The sequence below is a fragment of the Bacillus sp. CCB-MMP212 genome, from assembly GCF_022748145.1.
GTDB lineage: Bacteria > Bacillota > Bacilli > Bacillales > Bacillaceae_G > Bacillus_A > Bacillus_A cereus.
The window spans coordinates 98,132-116,592 of the sequence record NZ_JALDQE010000005.1 but is presented as its reverse complement, the minus strand read 5'-3'; the positions used below and the strand labels follow the sequence as shown (position 1 = coordinate 116,592).

Sequence of the window (18,461 nt, the reverse complement as noted above, 5' to 3'; positions counted from 1 at the left end):
AAACTTTCTAGTTGTCCGCATCTTTCATTATTTCATCCCTCAATTTTTGTCAGTAAAACACCCTATTACTTTATATTTACCCAAACACTTTTCACTTCTGTATAATTATCAAGCGCATATGAACCTAATTCGCGGCCAATACCAGATTGTTTGTATCCACCAAATGGTGCAGCTGCATTTTCTAAGTTATAATCATTAATCCACACTGTTCCTGCTTTTAATTTATTTGCCACTTGATGACCCGTTTTGATATTTTGCGTCCATACACCCGCAGCAAGGCCATAAGATGAGTTGTTCGCTCGTTCAATTACTTCTTCTGTCGAATCAAATGGAAGTACAACAACAACTGGTCCAAATATTTCTTCCTTAACGATTGTCATATCGTCTGTAACATCTGTGAATACAGTTGGTTTAACGAAATAACCTTTTTCAAGCGCACGTTCGCCACCAGCCGCCACTGTAGCACCTTCTTTCTTCCCTTGCTCAATGTAATGTAACACACGCTCTTGTTGTTTCTTAGATACGAGTGGACCCATTTCCGTTCCTTTCTCCATACCTGCTCCAAGTTTTACGTTGTTCGCCATTTTCACAAGTGCATCTACTACAGTTTCATAATGTTTACGATGAACAAATACACGTGATCCTGCGCTACAATTTTGACCGTGATTATACATAATACCTTGGAATGCACCATTAATTGCTTCTTCCAAGTCCGCATCTTCTAAAATGATATTTGGTGATTTGCCGCCAAGCTCTAACGTTACATGCTTAATCATTTCTGCAGACTGACGCATAATATACTTTCCTGTAACAGTAGATCCTGTAAAAGCAACTTTATCAATGTCATGATGATTTACAATTGCTGCTCCTGCTTCAGGACCAAAGCCTGGTACAAAGTTTACAACACCGTTTGGAAATCCAGCCTCTTTAAAGAGTTTTGCTGTATATAGTAAGGATAAAGGTGTTTGCTCTGCTGGTTTTAATACGATCGTACAACCTGTCGCCAGTGCAGCTCCCATTTTCCAAGAAGACATAACGAGCGGAAAGTTCCACGGAATAATCTGACCTACAACACCTACAGGTTCATGTCTCGTGTAATTTAAGTAATCTTTTGAAATTGGGATTGTTTGCCCAATAATTTTTGTAGCCCATCCTGCGTAATAACGATAATTTTCTACAGTCGCTGAAATATCATCATCAAGTGCTACTTGATATGGCTTTCCATTATCTAAAGCTTCTAGTTGCGCTAATTCTTCTCTATGTTCTTCAATTAAATCTGCTAACTTATAAATAAGATGCGCTCTTTCAGCAGTAGTCATTTCTGCCCACGGACCAGATTTAAATGCAGATCTTGCTGCTTTTACTGCAGCATCAATATCCTCTTCTTGCGCTTCACATACGACTGCTAGAACATCTTCTGTTGCTGGATTGTATGTTTCAAACGTCTTTCCGCCAATAGCAGAAACAAATTCGCCATTAATAAACATTTTAATTTCTTCATTTAAAAACGCTTCCACTTTTGGTTTCAGCTCAATATTTGTCTTTAACATTATGTTCTCCTCCTTATTTAAACAGCTGCATGAGCTGCAATATTTGATAAAATCGTTTGAAGCTTTTGATCTTCGTCAACAGTTAATCCTAGTCTTGGATAGCGAGAAGGTCCTCCCGCTTGCCCATGTAATTCCATGGAACGTTTAACGATTTGAACATATTTCCCTGATCCTTCAAGAAACTCGCAAAGTGGTAAAATAGCATCGTTTATTTCCCACGCCTTTTCTAATTCACCATTTTGAAAATGCTCATACATTTTTGTAACGAGACCGGGAACGATATTTCCTGCTACTGAAACCCATCCCGAAGCACCAACTAAATATGATTCCATAACTAAATCTTCAGAACCACAGAAGACTTGGAAAGCCCCTTCACTTTGTCTTACTAAATCTCTCGCTTTTCGAATATCTCCGCTAGATTCTTTAATATGTGTAACATTTTCACACTCTTTTCCAATACGGAGCATTAGTTCTGTACTCATATCGACACCAGAAGTAAATGGGTTATTGTATAGCATAATTGGTATATTTACAGAGTTTGAGATTTCTTTAAAATGAAAATAAATCTCCTCTTCCTTCGGTTTACAATAGTAAGAGTTTATAATTAATGCACAATCCGCTCCGTGCGCTTCTGCATGTTTCGTATATTCAATTGTTTCTTTTGTGGTCTCTGCTGCAGTTCCAACAATGACTGGAATACGGCCATCAATTTCTTTCAACACAGTTTCTACCATTTTAAATCGTTCTTCTTTTGATAAACTTACAAACTCTCCTGTACTTCCATTAATGATAATACCTGCAACCTTTTGTTCGATAAAGTAATTTACATTTTGTTTTACCCCATCCCAATTAATTTCCTGAAATTCATCCATCGGTGTTATTAATACTGGAAATGCCCCTTTAATTTTTTGCATATTTATCTCTCCCTATCACATTTTATTTTAATAAGAATCCTGCCGGAAACGGATCCGTAGGGTCTAATAGAAACGTCTGCATCCCTGTAATAAATCCTCTACTTTCAAAACGGAAAATGTATCCTAGTTCCTCCTTCTTCACTTTTTCCACAGTTATAAAACTATTAAATATACTTTCATTTTTAAAAGGTTTATCCGCCATATAATCATTTTTAAATAATGCATGAACATAGGAAACGATAGTAGAAACAAAACCTGGCGAACGTACGATAAAGTTATCTTCATGAAATGTAATCGACTTTATATGGTTCTTTTCTTTTTGCGAAGGATCTACTAAAATAAGCCTTTTTATTAGCGACTGTTTTTGTATAGCCTGCAGTGTAGCTTCTCCCCATCTTTTCAATTCTGAAATGTTTTCAACACGAATTTCTGGCGAATACGCACCTTTTTCTACAACTGCATATACTTTATCTGCTTGTATGAGAGAATAACTTACATTACCAACCTGTAAATTTTCCTCAATCAAATAGCAAAGTTTGCTTTCAAACGAAACAGATATAACTTCATCATTCTCTACATACGCATGAACTAAAAATATTCCAGATAACGTTTCAATTTTGTATTGATTGGACTCTCTCTTTTTTAAATACCCACTTTCGAGTAACATCGTTATTACCGCAACAATGCCCCCATAATGAAGCGGAATCGAACCTTCATAATTAAAAAATAATACAGCTGCATCCACTTCATTATGGATAGATGGAACAACAATACACCCATTCAAACCAATAAAACCACGTGGTTCATTTAATAAAAGCTTCATCTCTTCTGCTAATTCACCTGAAAATTGTTCATTTAATTGCTCCAAACTGTAGTAGTATTTGCATGGTACGTCTTTCATTACACGAAATGCCTCGCCATTTACATGTACGTCTACTGCTGTATACATTTTTTGAATGTTCATTTTATATCCTCCGTTTCATGTTCCATCGGCGGAATTAGCAAAAATCCTTCTTTGAGTGGATCCATTTCATTGTAAAAAAATTTATGCATACCCATAAGCCAAGCTGATCCCGTAATTTTCGTTATGACAGCTTCAATATTTTCAACATGTGTCGTATTCACGACATATCCTTTAAATAAAGAACCAACGATACTCTCATGAATGAACTCTTCACCAATTTTGATTTCTTTCTGAGCGTATAATACAGCTAGCTTCGCAGATGTTCCTGTACCGCATGGGGATCGATCTATTCCGCCTGGTGGTACAACAACTGTATTTTTCACATGCGCACATTCATGAGTAGCATCTGTATAAAATTCAACATGTGTTAATCCTCTAATAAACGAATACTCTGGATGAATGATTTCAAACTTCTCATTAATTGTGTTTCTTATATGAATCGCCTTATCGATGATTGTAGATGCATTTTCTGGTACTAATTCTAGGCCTACTGACTTCGCATCAATAATGGCATAAAAATTCCCTCCATACGCAATATCAGCCTCTACAGTTCCAATGTCTTTAACTTGTACAGTAATATTTTTCAATAAAAAAGCTGGTATGTTACAGAAAGATACCTCTTTTGCTTTTCCATCTTGAACAGCAATATCTACTTCCACTAAGCCAGCCGGGGTATCTAGTTTTAAAGAAGTAATCGGTTCAACTACTGGAATTAAACCTGATTCAACTAACGCTGTACATACACCGATTGTATCGTGACCGCACATCGGTAAGTATCCACCTGTCTCTATGTATATAACACCTATATCAGCCTCAGGATGACATGGGTCTGTTAATAATGCCCCTGACATTACATCATGACCACGCGGTTCATTCATTAACAATTTTCGAATCCAATCATATTCCTTTTTCATATGTAACATCTTCTCTGCCATCGTCTCTCCAATCAACTTTGGAAGTCCGCTAATTAATGTCCTCGTTGGATTCCCGCCCGTATGTGTATCAATAGTCGTAAAGACTCTTTGTGACCTCATCCGTTTAACACCCTTTCTGTAAAACGACTCAAACGAAGTGGTTCAATAGGAATAATTGTCTCCTTTTCATTTAATAACTCTTCAATTACTTTCCCAGTAACTGCTGCAAGACTAATCCCATCCCCTTCATGTCCAGCGGCAATGAAATAATTCGGAATATGTTCCACTCGTGAAATAATCGGCAAATGATCTTCTGTCCACGGACGTAAACCAGCGTAAGAACGAATTACCATCATATCTGCCATTTTCGGATAAAAGCGAATCGCTCTATTTGCGATACATTTAATGACTTCATTGTTTATTCTCGTATGAAACCCTACAAATTCACGACTACTTCCAATTAAGAAATTTTGACTTTCAGTAGGCTCAAATACGAGCGCAACCCCGTATTTTTCAGTTAAAACATCTACTTTTCTTTTTCCGCCAAATTTAGAAATTAAATAACCGAATTCCATTACTTTACGGCACCCTACATGTTGTTGCCTTGATGCTACTATAATATGCCCTTTTCTCGGTTCAATTGGTATATTTATATCCAACATCTGACCAATCTTAGGAGCCCACACACCGGCTGCATTTACAACTTGTTTTGCTGTAAAAGTACCATTCGTAGTTTCTACAACAAATGAACCATTCGTCTCTATTTTCATACTCTTTACTTCGGTCTGCTTAAAGGCTTTTGCGCCAAACTTTTGTGCCTCTGACAGAAGCGAGAAAGCAAGGAGATATGGATTCACAGTTGAATCCGTCGCACATTCTAAACCGCCTAATAAATCATCAGCAAAAAAAGGCGACTCTTCTCTTATATCTTGCCTATCAAGCATTCGAAACGGTAATCCAGCTTTTTTTTGCCGATTTACCCATTGCTGTGCAGCCTCCATCTCTTCGTCTGACTCACATACGAGAATACTTCCTGGTGCCCTATATTCAAATGAATGCTCTAATTCTTCACTTAAATCAGTTACTAATTTTTGACTTACTAAAGACATTTGACTATCAAACCCTGGGTCTTTATCAATGGCCAAAATATTCCCATCACACCGTGAAGACGTCCCGCTGACAAATTCTCCTTTTTCAATGATTGTTACGTCTCTTCCGTATTTTGAAGTGTAATAAGCGATAGAACACCCTATTATTCCACCACCTATAATTAAAACGTCGCAGTGCCTCACAATATACTCCTCCTTTCCCTAAACCTCTCACTTTCTTTTATGCAATTGACGTGCCAATTCTGCACATATACAATTTCCATAAACAATATTTTTATTTGTAAAAATAATTCAAATTTATAGTAAATAGGTGTATTATTTTTTTATCACTGTCAAAATTTTTATACATAACAGGAGGATATTATGGCATTTTCATTTCCGACTATACAAGAGTTTTTGGAAAGTATTTTAATCGATCATACATGTAGCCTTAATCACATTAAGCAAGTAAACGAAAGGTTTTATTATCTCCCTTCTACTACAGAAGAATATAATTGCGCCATTATTTATGTAGATGACTCATTCACTGCACTAATTGACGCTTTTTCTTATGAATTAGCTGTTATCATCCTTAACGAAAACGATGAGCCGATATGCTGTATAACTTCTCAGCAAATGATTCCATTTCTTTATAAGTCCTACAATGAACTACAGGCATTTTATGACACCGTAATACTAACAACTGACTCTTCTGTTACAGTCATTGATAGTAAAGAATGCGTTCGAACTTGGACAGATGGTGCTGAAAAAATATTTTCAGTCAACCATAATGAAATTATTGGGCAACCGATTACTCGTTTTTTTGATTATAAAGACTTGGAAATTTTACAATCTTTACATGATGGAAAAAGCATAGTCGCTCAGTTCCATCAGCCTCGTCCCGATTTATTCGTATTAATTAATTCAAATCCAGTTTATTGTAATGATGAAATTATAGGAGCAGTCGTTTCAGAAACAGATGTTACAAATCAAGTCGCTTTAAATGAAAAACTATTTAATATGTCACATGAAATGCACCGTTTAGAACAAGAAGTGGCAAAGTATAAAGATGAATCTGACCCTTTCCTTGCGATGAATGGAAAAAGTCCTGTTATACAAAGAACGATACAATTAGCTAGAAAAGTTTGTTCGGTGAAATCAACTGTTTTAATACTTGGGGAAAGCGGAGTTGGAAAAGAAGTATTTGCGAAAGCAATTCATGAAGCAAGTGAAGCAGCGAAGGCGCCTTTTATTTCGATTAACTGCGGGGCAATTCCAGAAGCGTTATTTGAAAGTGAATTATTCGGTTACGAGCGTGGGGCGTTTTCTGGAGCTAATAGTAAAGGGAAAAAAGGTAAAATTGAACTCGCACAAGGCGGTACTTTATTCCTCGATGAGATTGGCGAAATGCCGCTCGATATGCAAGTAAAACTGTTACGTGTACTACAAGAACGAAAGTATTACCGAGTTGGCGGAGAAAAAGAAATTAATATTGATTTCCGCATTATCGCTGCTACAAATCGGGATTTACAAGAAGAAATGAGAAAAGGAACTTTCCGAGAAGATTTATATTATCGTTTAAATGTAGTTAGCCTGCATATTCCACCGCTGCGTGAAAGACGAGAGGATATTATCGAACTCACATACTCATTCTTAAACGATTTTTCGATCAACTATAACCGACCAATTCGTGACCTACCTTCAAGCATTATGCATGAACTGCTTCATTACAATTGGCCAGGTAATATTCGCGAACTTCGAAACGTTGTTGAACGACTTGTGGTATTCGCAACAGACGGAATTATAAAACAAGAATATTTACCATTTCATACGACTGAAACTTTAGACAACCATACAGCTCATTCCCTATTACTCAGCAACAATAATACAATCCTTTCTTTACAAGAAGAGATGGATGAGCATGAGAAAAAAGTTATTGAAAGGGCTTTACGAATTTTAAATGGGAATAAATTAGAATGTGCAAAACAACTTGGCGTAACAAGGGCTACTTTATATAACCGTTTAAAAAAACTTGGACTTCAATAAAGAAGCAGTATGCACCGATTAGGCGTTTACAGGTAGCTCTCTCCTTCCTCTATATTGGCATGATTTTTGCATATATAATTTGTGCAAACCGAACTAGAGGAGGAATACACATGACAAATAAAAACAACTTAATCGTTTGTCGTTGTGAAGAGGTTACATACGGACAACTTCAATCGACAATTGCTGAATATAACTGCTCGGCAAGAGAATTAAAACTAAGAACACGTGCTGGCATGGGATTTTGCGGTGGTCGTACATGCAGAATAATGATAGATCGAATGATTGAAAATGCGAATCCTGACGTAACTCTTAATGAACTACCGTTAAAATATCAACCACCAATACGTGCAGTTACTTTTGGATCGGTAGGTGAAAGTAAATGAGTAGAATTACACATCACCCTATTTTAGGTACTTTACAAAGTAGTGAGCGTATTACTTTTCAATTTAACGGTCATCAATACGAAGCATATGAACATGAAACGATAGCTGCTGCCCTGTTAGCAAATGAAATACGGACATTAAGAGTTCATGAAGATAGCGGGACACCGCGAGGTATTTATTGTAATATCGGGCACTGTTCTGAATGCCGCGTAACAGTAAATAATCAAACAAATGTACGTGCATGCTTAACTGTTGTAGAAGAAAACATGGTTGTTGAAAGCGGGAAACAGCATCCGAATATCGTGAGAGAGATGGTGAAAAAACGATGAGTGATGTAATTATCATTGGTGCAGGACCAGCGGGATTATCTGCTTCTATCTCTTGTGCTCGTTTCGGACTAAAAGTGCTCGTTATTGATGAATTTATGAAGCCGGGTGGGAGATTGTTAGGACAGTTGCATCAAGAGCCTACTGGAGAATGGTGGAACGGAATAGAAGAATCGAAGCGACTTCATGAAGAAGCAGAATCACTTTCAGTACATATTAGGTGCGGTGTTTCGGTCTATAATTTAGATAAAGATGAAAACAATTGGTTTGTACATACTAATATCGGTACGTTAGAAGCACCGTTCGTACTACTTGCTACTGGTGCTGCGGAATATTCTATTCCCCTTCCAGGCTGGACACTTCCAGGAGTGATGTCAATTGGAGCAGCTCAAGTTATGACAAATGTTCATCGCGTGCAAGTTGGAAAAAAAGGAATCATTATTGGTGCTAACATTTTGTCTTTCGCCATTTTAAGTGAATTGCAATTAGCGGGAATTAAAGTAGATCATATTGTACTCCCTGAAAAAAGCGAGTTAAGTCAAAAAGCTGGTGAACCTGAAGAAGTTTTAAACTCTCTTTTAAATGCAGCACATCTCGCTCCTTCTGCTATTTTACGAATAGGTAGCCACTTTATGAAATATGATTGGATTCGAAAAGCTGGATTAACATTCTATCCAAACAGCGGAATGAAAATAAACGGAACGCCACTTCACCTTCGGAAAGCAGCTCTTGAAATTATCGGAACAGATCAAGTTGAAGGTGTACGTATTGCTAATATTGACTCTAAAGGAAATGTTATTAATGGATCAGAGAAAATATATGAAGCAGATTTTGTTTGTATTGCTGGGGGATTATACCCACTTGCCGAACTTGCAGCTGTAGCCGGTTGTCCCTTCCATTACATTTCAGAATTAGGCGGACACGTTCCTCTCCATTCTGAAACAATGGAAACTCCTCTTCCTGGTTTATTTGTAGCTGGCAATATTACAGGCATTGAAAGCGGAAAAATTGCGATGGCGCAAGGAACAGTTGCAGGTCTATCTATTGCTAAATATGCAAGTAAAAAACGTGATATAGTCGACCAACATTTATCTCACGCCATTCAAAACGTTCACTTTGTTCGTCAGAAAGCTACAATTCAGTTTAATCCGATGGTAGATATCGGTAGACGAAAAATGAATGATTTATGGCATAAATTCCAAACAAATGATAAAGATTTCTATAAACAACAAGAAATTATTTAATAAGACTTATTTGTCAAAAAGCTCCCCTTATCAAAAACATAAGGAGAGCTTTTCAAATTATTTCACTTCAATTGTCCAATCACCATCAGCTTGAATAGTAAATATATGTATACCGTTTTCTTTTACAGGCATTTTTTTTGTAGTATCAGCGTTTCCGATTTCGTTAAATAAAGTGTTATCATTTAGATGAACGATAAAATTACTTTTCCCATTATTATGTACCCCATGAAATTCTTTTAAACCTTTTTCTAATTTTACAAATATAACATCACTACCATGCCCACTTACTACCCCTGGAGTCGTCACTACTTTATCCATCGGAATAGATTGAGACATATTAGCACTCCAGTGTCCGTCTGCTAGTGCATCAATGAAATACTTTCCACTCTCTTTTATAACAACTAATTTTTTTTGTTTACCATTTCCAATAAAGTTAGAAAGTGTTCCCGCATCATTTCCCTGTTCATCTTTCAAATGAAGGATTGCATTACTTTTCCCTGTATGTTCTACATCAGCAATTACAAAACCAGATTTCAACTCAAAGAAATCAGATGAATTTTTACCATCTCCTTCTATTGACACATTATGGTCTTGTGATAACTGTTCTACTGTACTTGCTGATTTTACTTCCTTAACTTTTTGATTTGCTGTGTCAGTTTTTTGTTCTACACTCTTCTCCATTTTCTCTTTCGCCTTTACATTCTTTGTTTCTTCTGTTGAATTACAAGCAGTTAAAGATAAACATACCGCAGCAATTGTTGCTAATAATTTCTTTTTCATAATATCCTCCTATTAATATAAAACATTCTTAATAAGAATAACATATTTTTACCAATTCATCAGTTTATTAAAAATTGAATTTTATCCTAAAATAGGAAACATATTAAAAATAGAAATTAAAATAAAAAACTGCTAGAGCATAAAGCCCTAACAGTCTTATTGTTCATCACTATTAAATTTCGCTAATGCGTAAATACCTTCTTCATCATCTAATTCAAGTTGTAATCTCGCTGCGAATGAATTGACATTATATTCTCTGTCAAGCAATAAGCGTAATGCTTCGATTAAGTTTGCTTGAATTAAAATTTGCTGGCGACCATTTACCTCTACTTCCGCAGAGAAACCGTAGTCATCGTCATACATGAGTTCAACTAACACTTCTTCTGGACCCACTTGTCTTTTTTCAGCTATATATACGCAAAGCGCATTTATTAATTCTTGTTCAGAAATTTTTATTGTTTCCATGCTACTTCATCTGCCTTCTTTTTACGTTGGTCTTTGAAGTATTTAAATGCACGAACTGCTAACATTACGATACCAGCCATTACTAACATATTTACAATAAACGCTAATACAGAACCAAGAGCTCCCATATTTGCAAATAAGCTACCCATTAGTAAACCACCAAGACCACCTAGTAATAAACCTTTCATAAAGCTTCCTTTATTACTTTTTGGTGCTGTGTTTGTTGCTTTCGTTTTTGAATCTGGAGTCGTTTTTTGAGAATTTACATTTGAGTCTTTTTTGTTTAAATCAACTTTTGACTTTTGACCTGAACTTGGTGTAAATGATTTTTTACCAGATTTGTAACTTTTCGCTGCCGCATGATCTACGAACATAAAGCTGCTAGCCCCAAAGATAACCATAAATGCTGTCATTACTGCTACAAGTTTTTTCAACATATTATATCCATTCTCCTTTTATATAGATATATGTGAAATCTATCTTTCTAGTAAATTCAGAATGATAGATTTGTTTTTAAGAACATTTTAAAGGTTCTTATGAACTTATTATATGAACTTTTGTCGAAATATGCAAGTATTATTTACTTCCGACAGTTTGGTGACAAAGGAAAATTTAAGCAAAACAGAATTGACTTTAAATGAAACAAAACATATTATAAGTTCATAAGAACTTTTTATTATTTTGGAGGTGAAAAGATGGAAACATTTCATCTCACACGAAACGAAATGGCTACCCTTCTTCTATCACTAAGAGGATGGAATACGAAAAAGCCTCTCGGTATTTTACAAGAAGCTTGGGCAAAGTCACATAAAAAAGATATTGAAAGCGGACAAAGCGTTACAGCTTTTATTACTACCGCACTTTCACCTATTTTTGAAAAGCTGATTAAAATTGACGATACTGATGTCGGTTTTTCTTTAAATGAAATAGTTGCGCTTGGCAATCAGATTGAAAACACAAGTTTCTCTGTAACTGCTATGCAAAACTGGGTGAAACGAGATATAAAAGAAATGATTGGCTCTCCTCAAAAAGGGAAAAAATATTCAATTGAACAAGCAGCCTTACTATTTATTGTCGAAGATTTAAAAACAGCACTTGATTTTGAATCCATTCGTAAGCTATTACGCCTTATTGTAAATGACCCAGCCGATCGAAGTGATGATTTAATCAATCCTGTTCATTTATATGTAGCATACTCTTCTCTATTTGAAGAACTCAATCAAGGGAATTGCTTACAATTAAATGCAACAGATACCGTTCATACAATTGAAAACATCGTAAAAGAAAAAGCTGATAAAATCGCAAGCAAGTTCGATCAAATTAATAACGAACAACGCGAAGCAATTCGTAACGCTATTATTATTGCGACCCTTTCTGTACATACCGCATATGTACAAATGTTAGCAAAACGTTACGTAACAGCAACTTTATTTTTACAGAACTTAGATGTGAAGCCTTAAAAAAATAGGAGCAGAAATGCTTCTATTTTTTTATAACGGAAACAAGCAACCATCTGTTCCAAATATACAACAAATGCTTGCTTGATTTATTTAAATTTAAGTTTCATTTCATATAAAGCCGTAGTATTACGCATATCTACAAGTAGTGTCATTTAAGGTTCCATATATCCCTCTAACCCTCATTACATTCAGAATTAACTGTTTTTTACCGTGCTATTTTCTCATTCTTAATTCTATGCATATCATACACTTTCACTTCATTCTCTATATATGATTTTACTTTTTTAAATTCAGCTTTCTCATAACAACGAATTGCCCTTTTGTTGTCTTCCCTTACCTGTAATACAACTGCTTGTATATCGGAATCTAAAAACGATTTACTTATGAAATACTTTGTAATTTCTGTTCCAAGTCCTTTTGAATATAAATTCGAAACGCCAATAAGAATAGAGTATTCCATCACATAGGTATCATCATATTTCGTCTTTTTTAATCCGACTCTTCCTATTACTTCATCTCTCACTATTATTACATGATAACTTGTATAAGACCGCGCTAATTTTTTAGTCCAATACTCCCGAAGTTCTTCTATTGTATATCGCTTAAATGGTTTCACATCTGCTATGTTATGTAATTCTTCGTCGTTATACCATTCTAATATAATTGGTAAATCATCCAATTCTAGAAGACGCTCTTTCCAGTTCACATTTCCACCCCATCTATTTTATGTTTTCAAACCAATTTAAAAAAGAATATGCATATTCTTTTTTAGGTAACCTTACTATCGCTTGAATAAAAGAGGATTTTTCTACAATATCCTCTAACTGCTCCTCACTATAAACGTAAATACCACCTACATATGAACTGTACGCCTTTTTCTCAGTTATTATCGCTAAATTGTTATTTTCCTTTTTAAAATCACCCTCCACTCCTTTTTGAAATGATAAACTTTTAGTTGGTGAAACATAAAGTTGAATTAAAGATACTATTTCAACATCATCTGATTTTGCAAAGCACTGTATTTCATTTAAAATTATTTCATCTTGTAACGGAAGAAAGTCTTCTACTTCTAACTTCTCTCCTTTATGAAAAAAGTTTTGAAGTTCAGGAGTATAGAACGAAAGATTTTTCTCCTCTATCATTTTAAAAATTGTTTGCAGCAATATGTCTTTTCCTATCACAAACGGGTGGCCAAATCCATTATTGTAAAGCCCTTCTTTCATTTTCATTAATTGTTCGATGAAGGGGATTCCCGATTCTTCAATAACAAGTTTACCGTCAATTAAACGCATGTTAACAATCAATTCTTCTATCTGTAAACCTTCTAATTCAAGCGATGAGTAATATAAATCTCTATTCCAAAAATCTAATTGATCCATTCCTAATGAATTAAATAAGAGCTCATCTATAATTGGAAAAACTCCATCTTCTGTTAAAGCTTTCGTTACATTATCTAATAATCTAGGTGTTTGATTTAAAATCGTACGTATTTCTTCGTCCTCTTGAATGATTCGTACCGTCCACTCACCATGATCTTCACCCGATATTTGCTGAAAACAATGTGAATATGGCCCATGTCCAACATCGTGTAAAAGGGCTACAGTAGATACTAGCTTTCGTTCATATTTCGATAAATGTATGTCACCAATCTCAGTAAGATGTTCTATCACTTTATTTACTAGCACATATACACCTATCGAATGTTCTTCTCTTGTATGTATTGCGTTCTCATGTAAAAAATAAGTATGTCCTTGTTGTTTAATATACGCCAACCTTTGAAATGCTTTTGTATCTATCAATCGAAGGATATCTCTATCACGAATAGAGATTGGTCCATAAATCGGATCTGTAATATACATACGTTCTCCTCCTATTTTTGTAAATGAAAGACCTATACCATTATACTTAATTTTCAGTCTATTATCATTGATATATGAGAAATTTTTAATAACCTTTTCATTAACCCTTCATGAAAACGCGGCTTATATCCTTTACTATAATACTTATAAGAGACATAAAAGAATTGAAATAGCAATCCCCTATGTAAATAAGGTATAATCTACATATAGTGAACCTTTTATGTCATTAAATAAATGGTTCTTATACTCAAAAATTCATAAACTAGAAGGTGCAACAATGTTAAGTAGTTTTATTCATTCAGTATTAACGTTTTTTGAAGGATTAGGTTATTGGGGCATTATGCTTGGACTTATGATTGAGATCATCCCAAGTGAAATTGTCCTTGCTTATGCAGGATACTTAGTATTCAATGGAAGTATCTCATTTATAGGCGCAGTTGTATTCGGTACAATTGGCGGTGTTATTGCCCAAATCTTTATTTATTGGCTTGGACGATACGGCGGACGACCTATATTAGAACGTTATGGAAAATATATTTTCATACATAAAAAACAAATAGATGCTGCAGAAGATTGGTTTAATCGTTACGGAACTGGCGTCATTTTTACAGCACGCTTCATTCCAGTAGTACGTCATGCGATTTCAATTCCTGCTGGTATTACAAAAATGCCTTTACTACGTTTCACTACATTAACAGCACTTGCGATTATCCCTTGGTCTATTATTTTCATTTATTTAGGTGAAAAACTAGGTGAAAATTGGGAGAATATAAACGATATTGCTGGTCCGTATGTGAAATCATTTGCAATTGGTGGCGTCGTACTTATACTTTTATACTTCGTTATAAAAAAATGGACAAAAAAGCGCAAAAATCTTGCTTAAGAATATAATAAAAACCGCTATAAATTCATTCGGAATTATAGCGGTTTTTTATTTATATATGAATTAATCTTCAGGAATTATATAACACCTTTCCATCTACATTTACATGGATAAGCAACCATTCGATCATTCTTTTCGTATATTATCTCAAAAAGGAGTGATTCCCCTATGCATTGGCAGCAAAAAATACCATACTTAATCGGACGCCCTATCGGTATTTCCTTCATAAATGGGCAAGGAACTTCTGGCGTATTATGTTCAGCGCATGATGGTCAATTATATGTGTATGAATACCTTTATCAAGCTCAGTTCGCAATGAAACATTATGATTATAGACAGGTTCAAGATATACATGCATTCCCAAATTGCCCCCACCAAAATCCTCTATACTAAAAAAATCGGAACGGCTCATAGCCATTCCGATTTCTATACTTTATTTCTCAGAATAAAATTTCTGCACTGCTTCATCAAAATAAATCCAACCTTTCCAGCCTAAATGAATCGTATCTTTTAAGAAATACTTATCATATTCATGACCAGAGAAATCAACTACTGGATATCCTGCTTTCTCAACCTGTTCTCGAACTTTATTATAATACACTTCACGGCGTTCTTTCGGGAAGCCAGTATAATCATACCAAGGCCCATTTACAGGTACAGAAATAAAGAGTGGTTTGACATTTTTCTCTTTAAATAAATCTAAAATAATTTGTAAATCATCATATTCTGGTGATTCATCATATGTTTCATTTGCTCTAAAGTTTTTTAAACCTTTTAGTTTTTTCTTCAGATTATTCTTATGATAATACGGATTTTCAATTCCGAATGTATTTGTAGTAGACTCAGCTTTCCCTTCTTGTTCCGCGTGTTTACGTGCATCTTCCCAAGAAATTGAACGAAGTCCGATATTTGTTTTCTCTTTCATCGGTTCGATTTTAAATAAAGAGTTAAATAAATCTCTATGATCTAAAATATTTCGATGCATATAAGCAAGTGGTTTAGCTAAACCTGCTTTTATGTTATGTTTTGTATCATTATATACAATACCTTCTAATGAATTTTTTAATATATCGTCTTCTTGAACAACTTTATAATCTAATAGCCGTTTCGCGATTTGCTTCTTCATTTCTGGATTTATCTCATCATTAAAAATAAAATGATATGCTTGTTGTTTGGAGAAATTATTAGTGAAATCCCCTTGTGAAACACCAGTCTTTGTAAACCATTGTGGTGAAAGAACAAAGACTACTTTTTTACCTTCTAATTCATCCATAGTAGATGTCATATTTAAAATATGAGCTAAACTTTGTGTACCGCCAGTTCCAATTAAAAACGGTGTAAAACCAGCTGGATTTACTTTGAAATAATTAGACGGATGATATGCATCCATTCGTAAAAATTCTGATGAACCGTACATCGGTAAATACTGTGAATTCTCTAACATTTTTTGCTGTAAGAAAACACTTTGTAATTTCTCTTTTTGTAAAGAAGTTGCCGCATCTTCTACCTTCTTATCACTAATAAGCGATACTAAACTTTTCGATGGGATTAGAATGATAATGAAAAAAAGCACACACGCTAAAATTATAGGACCAAAAGCATGCTTCATTTTCATCTTCTGTCCCTCTTTCTATCGTTATTAACTTGTAACCCTTGTTTTTGACACGTCATCTTTTCTCTCCTTTTTCTCTATACATGTTCCATTCTATTTATCTATTATATACATGTATGTATTTCCTTCCTTGTTCTATTAAGCCCTATATAAATAGCGCCAGAAAATGTTTCCATAGAAACACGTTAATTATACAAGATTCTACATAAATTTCACACTGGAATTTTAGTAATAATTTTATTTTTAAGTCGTGAAAAAACATATGAAATGTCTATATTTCATTCGGAACTGTACAAAAAACAGACTATCACACACGTGAAGTCTGTTTCCCCATTCTTTTATTTTTGTACATCTGCCCATTTTAAACTTGTAGATGGACCAAATTGATGTACATATAAATCTTTCACATATGGTTTTTGTAAGTAAGATAATCCACGCTGGAATACCGGTGCAATTACTGCATCATCAAGTAGCATTTTTTCAGCATCTTGCATTGCTTTCCAGCGAGCCTTTTCATCATTACCTAATTCTGTTTTAATCTTCTTAATTAACGCATCATATTCTGGGTTTGCATATTCTGTATTATTAACACTGCTTCCAGAAAGGAATACTTCTAAGTAAGTCATTGGATCTGGATAATCCGGTAACCAGCGTGATAACGACATTTCATATTCTTTCTTCTTCTCAAGTGCTAATTTTTGCGTATGTGGCTGTAATTTCACATTCACTTTTAATCCAGGTAAATTTTTCTCAAGCTGCTCTTTAATGTACTCTCCGACTTTTTTAAAGTTTTCTAAGTCATAATTTAATAGTTCTAACGTCACTTCATTTGTACCTGTCTCTTGTTTTGCTTTCTCCCAATATTCCTTCGCCTGTTTTACATTCGTCTTATTAAACTCACCAGCCGTACTTCTAAAATCTTTCTTACCTGGGCCTTTTAAGAATCCTTTTGGTACGTAATAATTTGCAGCAACCGAACCATCATTTAAAAATGAATCTGCGAGTCCTTTCTTATCAAAAACTGTACTTAGCGCAAGCCTTGCATTTTTATTTTTAAGAATCGGTACATTTTCATTAAATCGGAAGAAGTACATAACTGGATCTGTGTATTGTTTTAGCTCTTTATTATTTTTATATTTATCTACGAATTCTGTAGAAATAACAGCTCTATCAACTTTATCTGTTTCATATAAATTTACCGCAGTTGAAATTTCTTTTACAATTTGATAGTTTACTTCATCTAACTTCACTTCTTTTTTATCCCAATACTTATCGTTTTTCTTCATTGTAAAGCTAGCTTCATGCTTCCACTCTGATAATGTAAATGGTCCATTATATACCGCTTTATTTGCTTCTAATCCGTATTTATCACCTTGCTCTTTCGCATATTTTTCGTTAATTGGATAGAAGGATGGTAAAATTAATAATTTCGTAAAATACGGTACAGGATGTTCTAGCTCTACGACGAATGTTTTATCATCCTTCGCTTTTACTCCTAATTCATCTAGACCTAGTTGTTTTTTATTTATCTTCTCAGCGTTTTTCACATCGTACGCAATGTATGCATATTGAGAAGCGGTATCTGGATTAATCAATTGCTTCCAAGCGTATACGTAATCATGAGCGGTTACTGGATCTCCGTTAGACCATTTCGCATCACGCAATTGGAATGTATATGTCTTTCCATCTTTACTCACTTCATATTTTTGTACGCCTGCCTCAATTACTTCATCATTTTTCGATAAACGGAATAGTCCTTCCATTACGTTATTTAAAACGTTAAACGAGACTGCATCTGTTACTTTTCCTGAATTTAACGACGGAATTTCACCTATTTCTAGTAACTGCAATACTTTCTTCTCATCTTTCGGCTTTGTTGCAGTTTTTTCTTTTGCGCAGCCAACTAAAAATGAAGAAGCTAATAGAGTACTAACTAATGAGTAACGAACAATTTTTTTCATTTGAAAACCCCC

Annotated in this window: 19 protein-coding genes; 7 read left to right on the top strand and 12 right to left on the bottom strand. The window is 34.7% G+C overall.

Annotated features, from left to right (window positions below; all coding sequences use genetic code 11):
- Positions 1 to 65: 65 nt before the first annotated feature.
- The 5 genes from MRP26_RS15295 to MRP26_RS15275 are packed head-to-tail and all read right to left on the bottom strand — an operon-like array spanning position 66 to position 5,634.
- On the bottom strand, positions 66 to 1,550 hold the full coding sequence (locus MRP26_RS15295) for an aldehyde dehydrogenase family protein (RefSeq protein WP_000920978.1): 1,485 nt from the start codon (positions 1,548 to 1,550) through the stop codon (positions 66 to 68).
- Positions 1,551 to 1,567: 17 nt separating this feature from the next.
- Positions 1,568 to 2,464 carry a 4-hydroxy-tetrahydrodipicolinate synthase gene (gene dapA, locus MRP26_RS15290; RefSeq protein WP_001169449.1) on the bottom strand — a complete coding sequence of 299 codons (897 nt, stop codon included), beginning with the start codon at positions 2,462 to 2,464 and terminating at the stop codon, positions 1,568 to 1,570.
- A gap of 22 nt (positions 2,465 to 2,486) precedes the next feature.
- Positions 2,487 to 3,428 carry a proline racemase family protein gene (locus tag MRP26_RS15285; RefSeq protein WP_098853081.1) on the bottom strand — a complete coding sequence of 314 codons (942 nt, stop codon included), beginning with the start codon at positions 3,426 to 3,428 and terminating at the stop codon, positions 2,487 to 2,489.
- Positions 3,425 to 4,462 (bottom strand): proline racemase family protein, encoded by a 1,038-nt coding sequence (locus MRP26_RS15280; protein ID WP_069355759.1) that lies wholly within the window; start codon positions 4,460 to 4,462, stop codon positions 3,425 to 3,427. The genes MRP26_RS15285 and MRP26_RS15280 overlap by 4 nt, the downstream gene beginning before the upstream one ends.
- A complete protein-coding gene (locus MRP26_RS15275; protein WP_088023693.1) occupies positions 4,459 to 5,634 on the bottom strand; it encodes an NAD(P)/FAD-dependent oxidoreductase in 1,176 nt (391 codons plus the stop codon). The genes MRP26_RS15280 and MRP26_RS15275 overlap by 4 nt, the downstream gene beginning before the upstream one ends.
- Positions 5,635 to 5,814: 180 nt before the next feature.
- Here MRP26_RS15275 and MRP26_RS15270 point away from each other — a divergent pair, with 180 nt between their 5' ends.
- From MRP26_RS15270 to MRP26_RS15255, 4 genes are all read left to right on the top strand, one after another.
- Entirely contained in the window at positions 5,815 to 7,476 is a 1,662-nt protein-coding gene (locus MRP26_RS15270) for a sigma-54 interaction domain-containing protein (protein WP_088023696.1), read from the top strand.
- A 110-nt stretch (positions 7,477 to 7,586) separates the two neighbouring features.
- Positions 7,587 to 7,859, top strand: coding sequence for a (2Fe-2S)-binding protein (locus tag MRP26_RS15265; protein ID WP_000182619.1), 273 nt, complete (start codon positions 7,587 to 7,589; stop codon positions 7,857 to 7,859).
- Positions 7,856 to 8,188, top strand: coding sequence for a (2Fe-2S)-binding protein (locus MRP26_RS15260; protein WP_000087063.1), 333 nt, complete (start codon positions 7,856 to 7,858; stop codon positions 8,186 to 8,188). The genes MRP26_RS15265 and MRP26_RS15260 overlap by 4 nt, the downstream gene beginning before the upstream one ends.
- Positions 8,185 to 9,429, top strand: a complete 1,245-nt coding sequence (locus MRP26_RS15255; RefSeq protein ID WP_242806266.1) for an NAD(P)/FAD-dependent oxidoreductase — start codon at positions 8,185 to 8,187, stop codon at positions 9,427 to 9,429. The genes MRP26_RS15260 and MRP26_RS15255 overlap by 4 nt, the downstream gene beginning before the upstream one ends.
- Positions 9,430 to 9,486: 57 nt before the next feature.
- Here MRP26_RS15255 and MRP26_RS15250 read toward each other — a convergent pair whose 3' ends face one another.
- The 3 genes from MRP26_RS15250 to MRP26_RS15240 all read right to left on the bottom strand — a co-directional run bounded on the left by MRP26_RS15250 (position 9,487) and on the right by MRP26_RS15240 (position 11,111).
- Complete coding sequence (locus tag MRP26_RS15250) at positions 9,487 to 10,209, bottom strand: hypothetical protein (protein WP_242806265.1); 723 nt, start codon at positions 10,207 to 10,209, stop codon at positions 9,487 to 9,489.
- A gap of 156 nt (positions 10,210 to 10,365) precedes the next feature.
- Positions 10,366 to 10,674, bottom strand: a complete 309-nt coding sequence (locus tag MRP26_RS15245; protein WP_000447760.1) for a YxcD family protein — start codon at positions 10,672 to 10,674, stop codon at positions 10,366 to 10,368.
- Entirely contained in the window at positions 10,662 to 11,111 is a 450-nt protein-coding gene (locus MRP26_RS15240) for a hypothetical protein (RefSeq protein ID WP_097998107.1), read from the bottom strand. The genes MRP26_RS15245 and MRP26_RS15240 overlap by 13 nt, the downstream gene beginning before the upstream one ends.
- A 258-nt stretch (positions 11,112 to 11,369) precedes the next feature.
- Between MRP26_RS15240 and MRP26_RS15235 the strand changes: the two genes are divergently transcribed.
- The gene (locus MRP26_RS15235) at positions 11,370 to 12,134 is read left to right on the top strand and encodes a DUF1836 domain-containing protein (protein ID WP_000447231.1); all 765 of its coding nucleotides are present in this window, start codon (positions 11,370 to 11,372) and stop codon (positions 12,132 to 12,134) included.
- 205 nt (positions 12,135 to 12,339) lie between these two features.
- On the opposite strand, the gene MRP26_RS15230 is transcribed toward MRP26_RS15235, so the two are convergent.
- The gene (locus MRP26_RS15230; protein WP_242806264.1) at positions 12,340 to 12,840 is read right to left on the bottom strand and encodes a GNAT family N-acetyltransferase; all 501 of its coding nucleotides are present in this window, start codon (positions 12,838 to 12,840) and stop codon (positions 12,340 to 12,342) included.
- Between the two features lie 13 nt (positions 12,841 to 12,853).
- Entirely contained in the window at positions 12,854 to 13,993 is a 1,140-nt protein-coding gene (locus MRP26_RS15225) for an HD domain-containing protein (RefSeq protein ID WP_242806263.1), read from the bottom strand.
- A gap of 277 nt (positions 13,994 to 14,270) precedes the next feature.
- Between MRP26_RS15225 and uptA the strand changes: the two genes are divergently transcribed.
- Positions 14,271 to 14,876, top strand: coding sequence for an undecaprenyl phosphate transporter UptA (uptA, locus tag MRP26_RS15220; protein WP_000952913.1), 606 nt, complete (start codon positions 14,271 to 14,273; stop codon positions 14,874 to 14,876).
- A 168-nt stretch (positions 14,877 to 15,044) separates the two neighbouring features.
- On the top strand, positions 15,045 to 15,269 hold the full coding sequence (locus MRP26_RS15215; protein WP_000558692.1) for a hypothetical protein: 225 nt from the start codon (positions 15,045 to 15,047) through the stop codon (positions 15,267 to 15,269).
- A gap of 40 nt (positions 15,270 to 15,309) precedes the next feature.
- On the opposite strand, the gene dltD is transcribed toward MRP26_RS15215, so the two are convergent.
- Positions 15,310 to 16,491 carry a D-alanyl-lipoteichoic acid biosynthesis protein DltD gene (dltD, locus tag MRP26_RS15210; protein WP_016081259.1) on the bottom strand — a complete coding sequence of 394 codons (1,182 nt, stop codon included), beginning with the start codon at positions 16,489 to 16,491 and terminating at the stop codon, positions 15,310 to 15,312.
- A gap of 335 nt (positions 16,492 to 16,826) precedes the next feature.
- The gene (locus MRP26_RS15205; RefSeq protein ID WP_242806262.1) at positions 16,827 to 18,449 is read right to left on the bottom strand and encodes a peptide ABC transporter substrate-binding protein; all 1,623 of its coding nucleotides are present in this window, start codon (positions 18,447 to 18,449) and stop codon (positions 16,827 to 16,829) included.
- Positions 18,450 to 18,461: the final 12 nt, after the last annotated feature.

What these genes read in the sequence shown, in the direction of transcription:
- MRP26_RS15295 (WP_000920978.1), bottom strand. Translation starts at nt 1,550, where the DNA reads ATGTTAAAGACAAATATTGAGCTGAAACCAAAAGTGGAAGCGTTTTTA.
- dapA (WP_001169449.1), bottom strand. Translation starts at nt 2,464, where the DNA reads ATGCAAAAAATTAAAGGGGCATTTCCAGTATTAATAACACCGATGGAT.
- MRP26_RS15285 (WP_098853081.1), bottom strand. Translation starts at nt 3,428, where the DNA reads ATGAACATTCAAAAAATGTATACAGCAGTAGACGTACATGTAAATGGC.
- MRP26_RS15280 (WP_069355759.1), bottom strand. Translation starts at nt 4,462, where the DNA reads ATGAGGTCACAAAGAGTCTTTACGACTATTGATACACATACGGGCGGG.
- MRP26_RS15270 (WP_088023696.1), top strand. Translation starts at nt 5,815, where the DNA reads ATGGCATTTTCATTTCCGACTATACAAGAGTTTTTGGAAAGTATTTTA.
- MRP26_RS15265 (WP_000182619.1), top strand. Translation starts at nt 7,587, where the DNA reads ATGACAAATAAAAACAACTTAATCGTTTGTCGTTGTGAAGAGGTTACA.
- MRP26_RS15260 (WP_000087063.1), top strand. Translation starts at nt 7,856, where the DNA reads ATGAGTAGAATTACACATCACCCTATTTTAGGTACTTTACAAAGTAGT.
- MRP26_RS15255 (WP_242806266.1), top strand. Translation starts at nt 8,185, where the DNA reads ATGAGTGATGTAATTATCATTGGTGCAGGACCAGCGGGATTATCTGCT.
- MRP26_RS15250 (WP_242806265.1), bottom strand. Translation starts at nt 10,209, where the DNA reads ATGAAAAAGAAATTATTAGCAACAATTGCTGCGGTATGTTTATCTTTA.
- MRP26_RS15245 (WP_000447760.1), bottom strand. Translation starts at nt 10,674, where the DNA reads ATGGAAACAATAAAAATTTCTGAACAAGAATTAATAAATGCGCTTTGC.
- MRP26_RS15240 (WP_097998107.1), bottom strand. Translation starts at nt 11,111, where the DNA reads ATGTTGAAAAAACTTGTAGCAGTAATGACAGCATTTATGGTTATCTTT.
- MRP26_RS15235 (WP_000447231.1), top strand. Translation starts at nt 11,370, where the DNA reads ATGGAAACATTTCATCTCACACGAAACGAAATGGCTACCCTTCTTCTA.
- MRP26_RS15225 (WP_242806263.1), bottom strand. Translation starts at nt 13,993, where the DNA reads ATGTATATTACAGATCCGATTTATGGACCAATCTCTATTCGTGATAGA.
- uptA (WP_000952913.1), top strand. Translation starts at nt 14,271, where the DNA reads ATGTTAAGTAGTTTTATTCATTCAGTATTAACGTTTTTTGAAGGATTA.
- MRP26_RS15215 (WP_000558692.1), top strand. Translation starts at nt 15,045, where the DNA reads ATGCATTGGCAGCAAAAAATACCATACTTAATCGGACGCCCTATCGGT.
- dltD (WP_016081259.1), bottom strand. Translation starts at nt 16,491, where the DNA reads ATGAAAATGAAGCATGCTTTTGGTCCTATAATTTTAGCGTGTGTGCTT.
- MRP26_RS15205 (WP_242806262.1), bottom strand. Translation starts at nt 18,449, where the DNA reads ATGAAAAAAATTGTTCGTTACTCATTAGTTAGTACTCTATTAGCTTCT.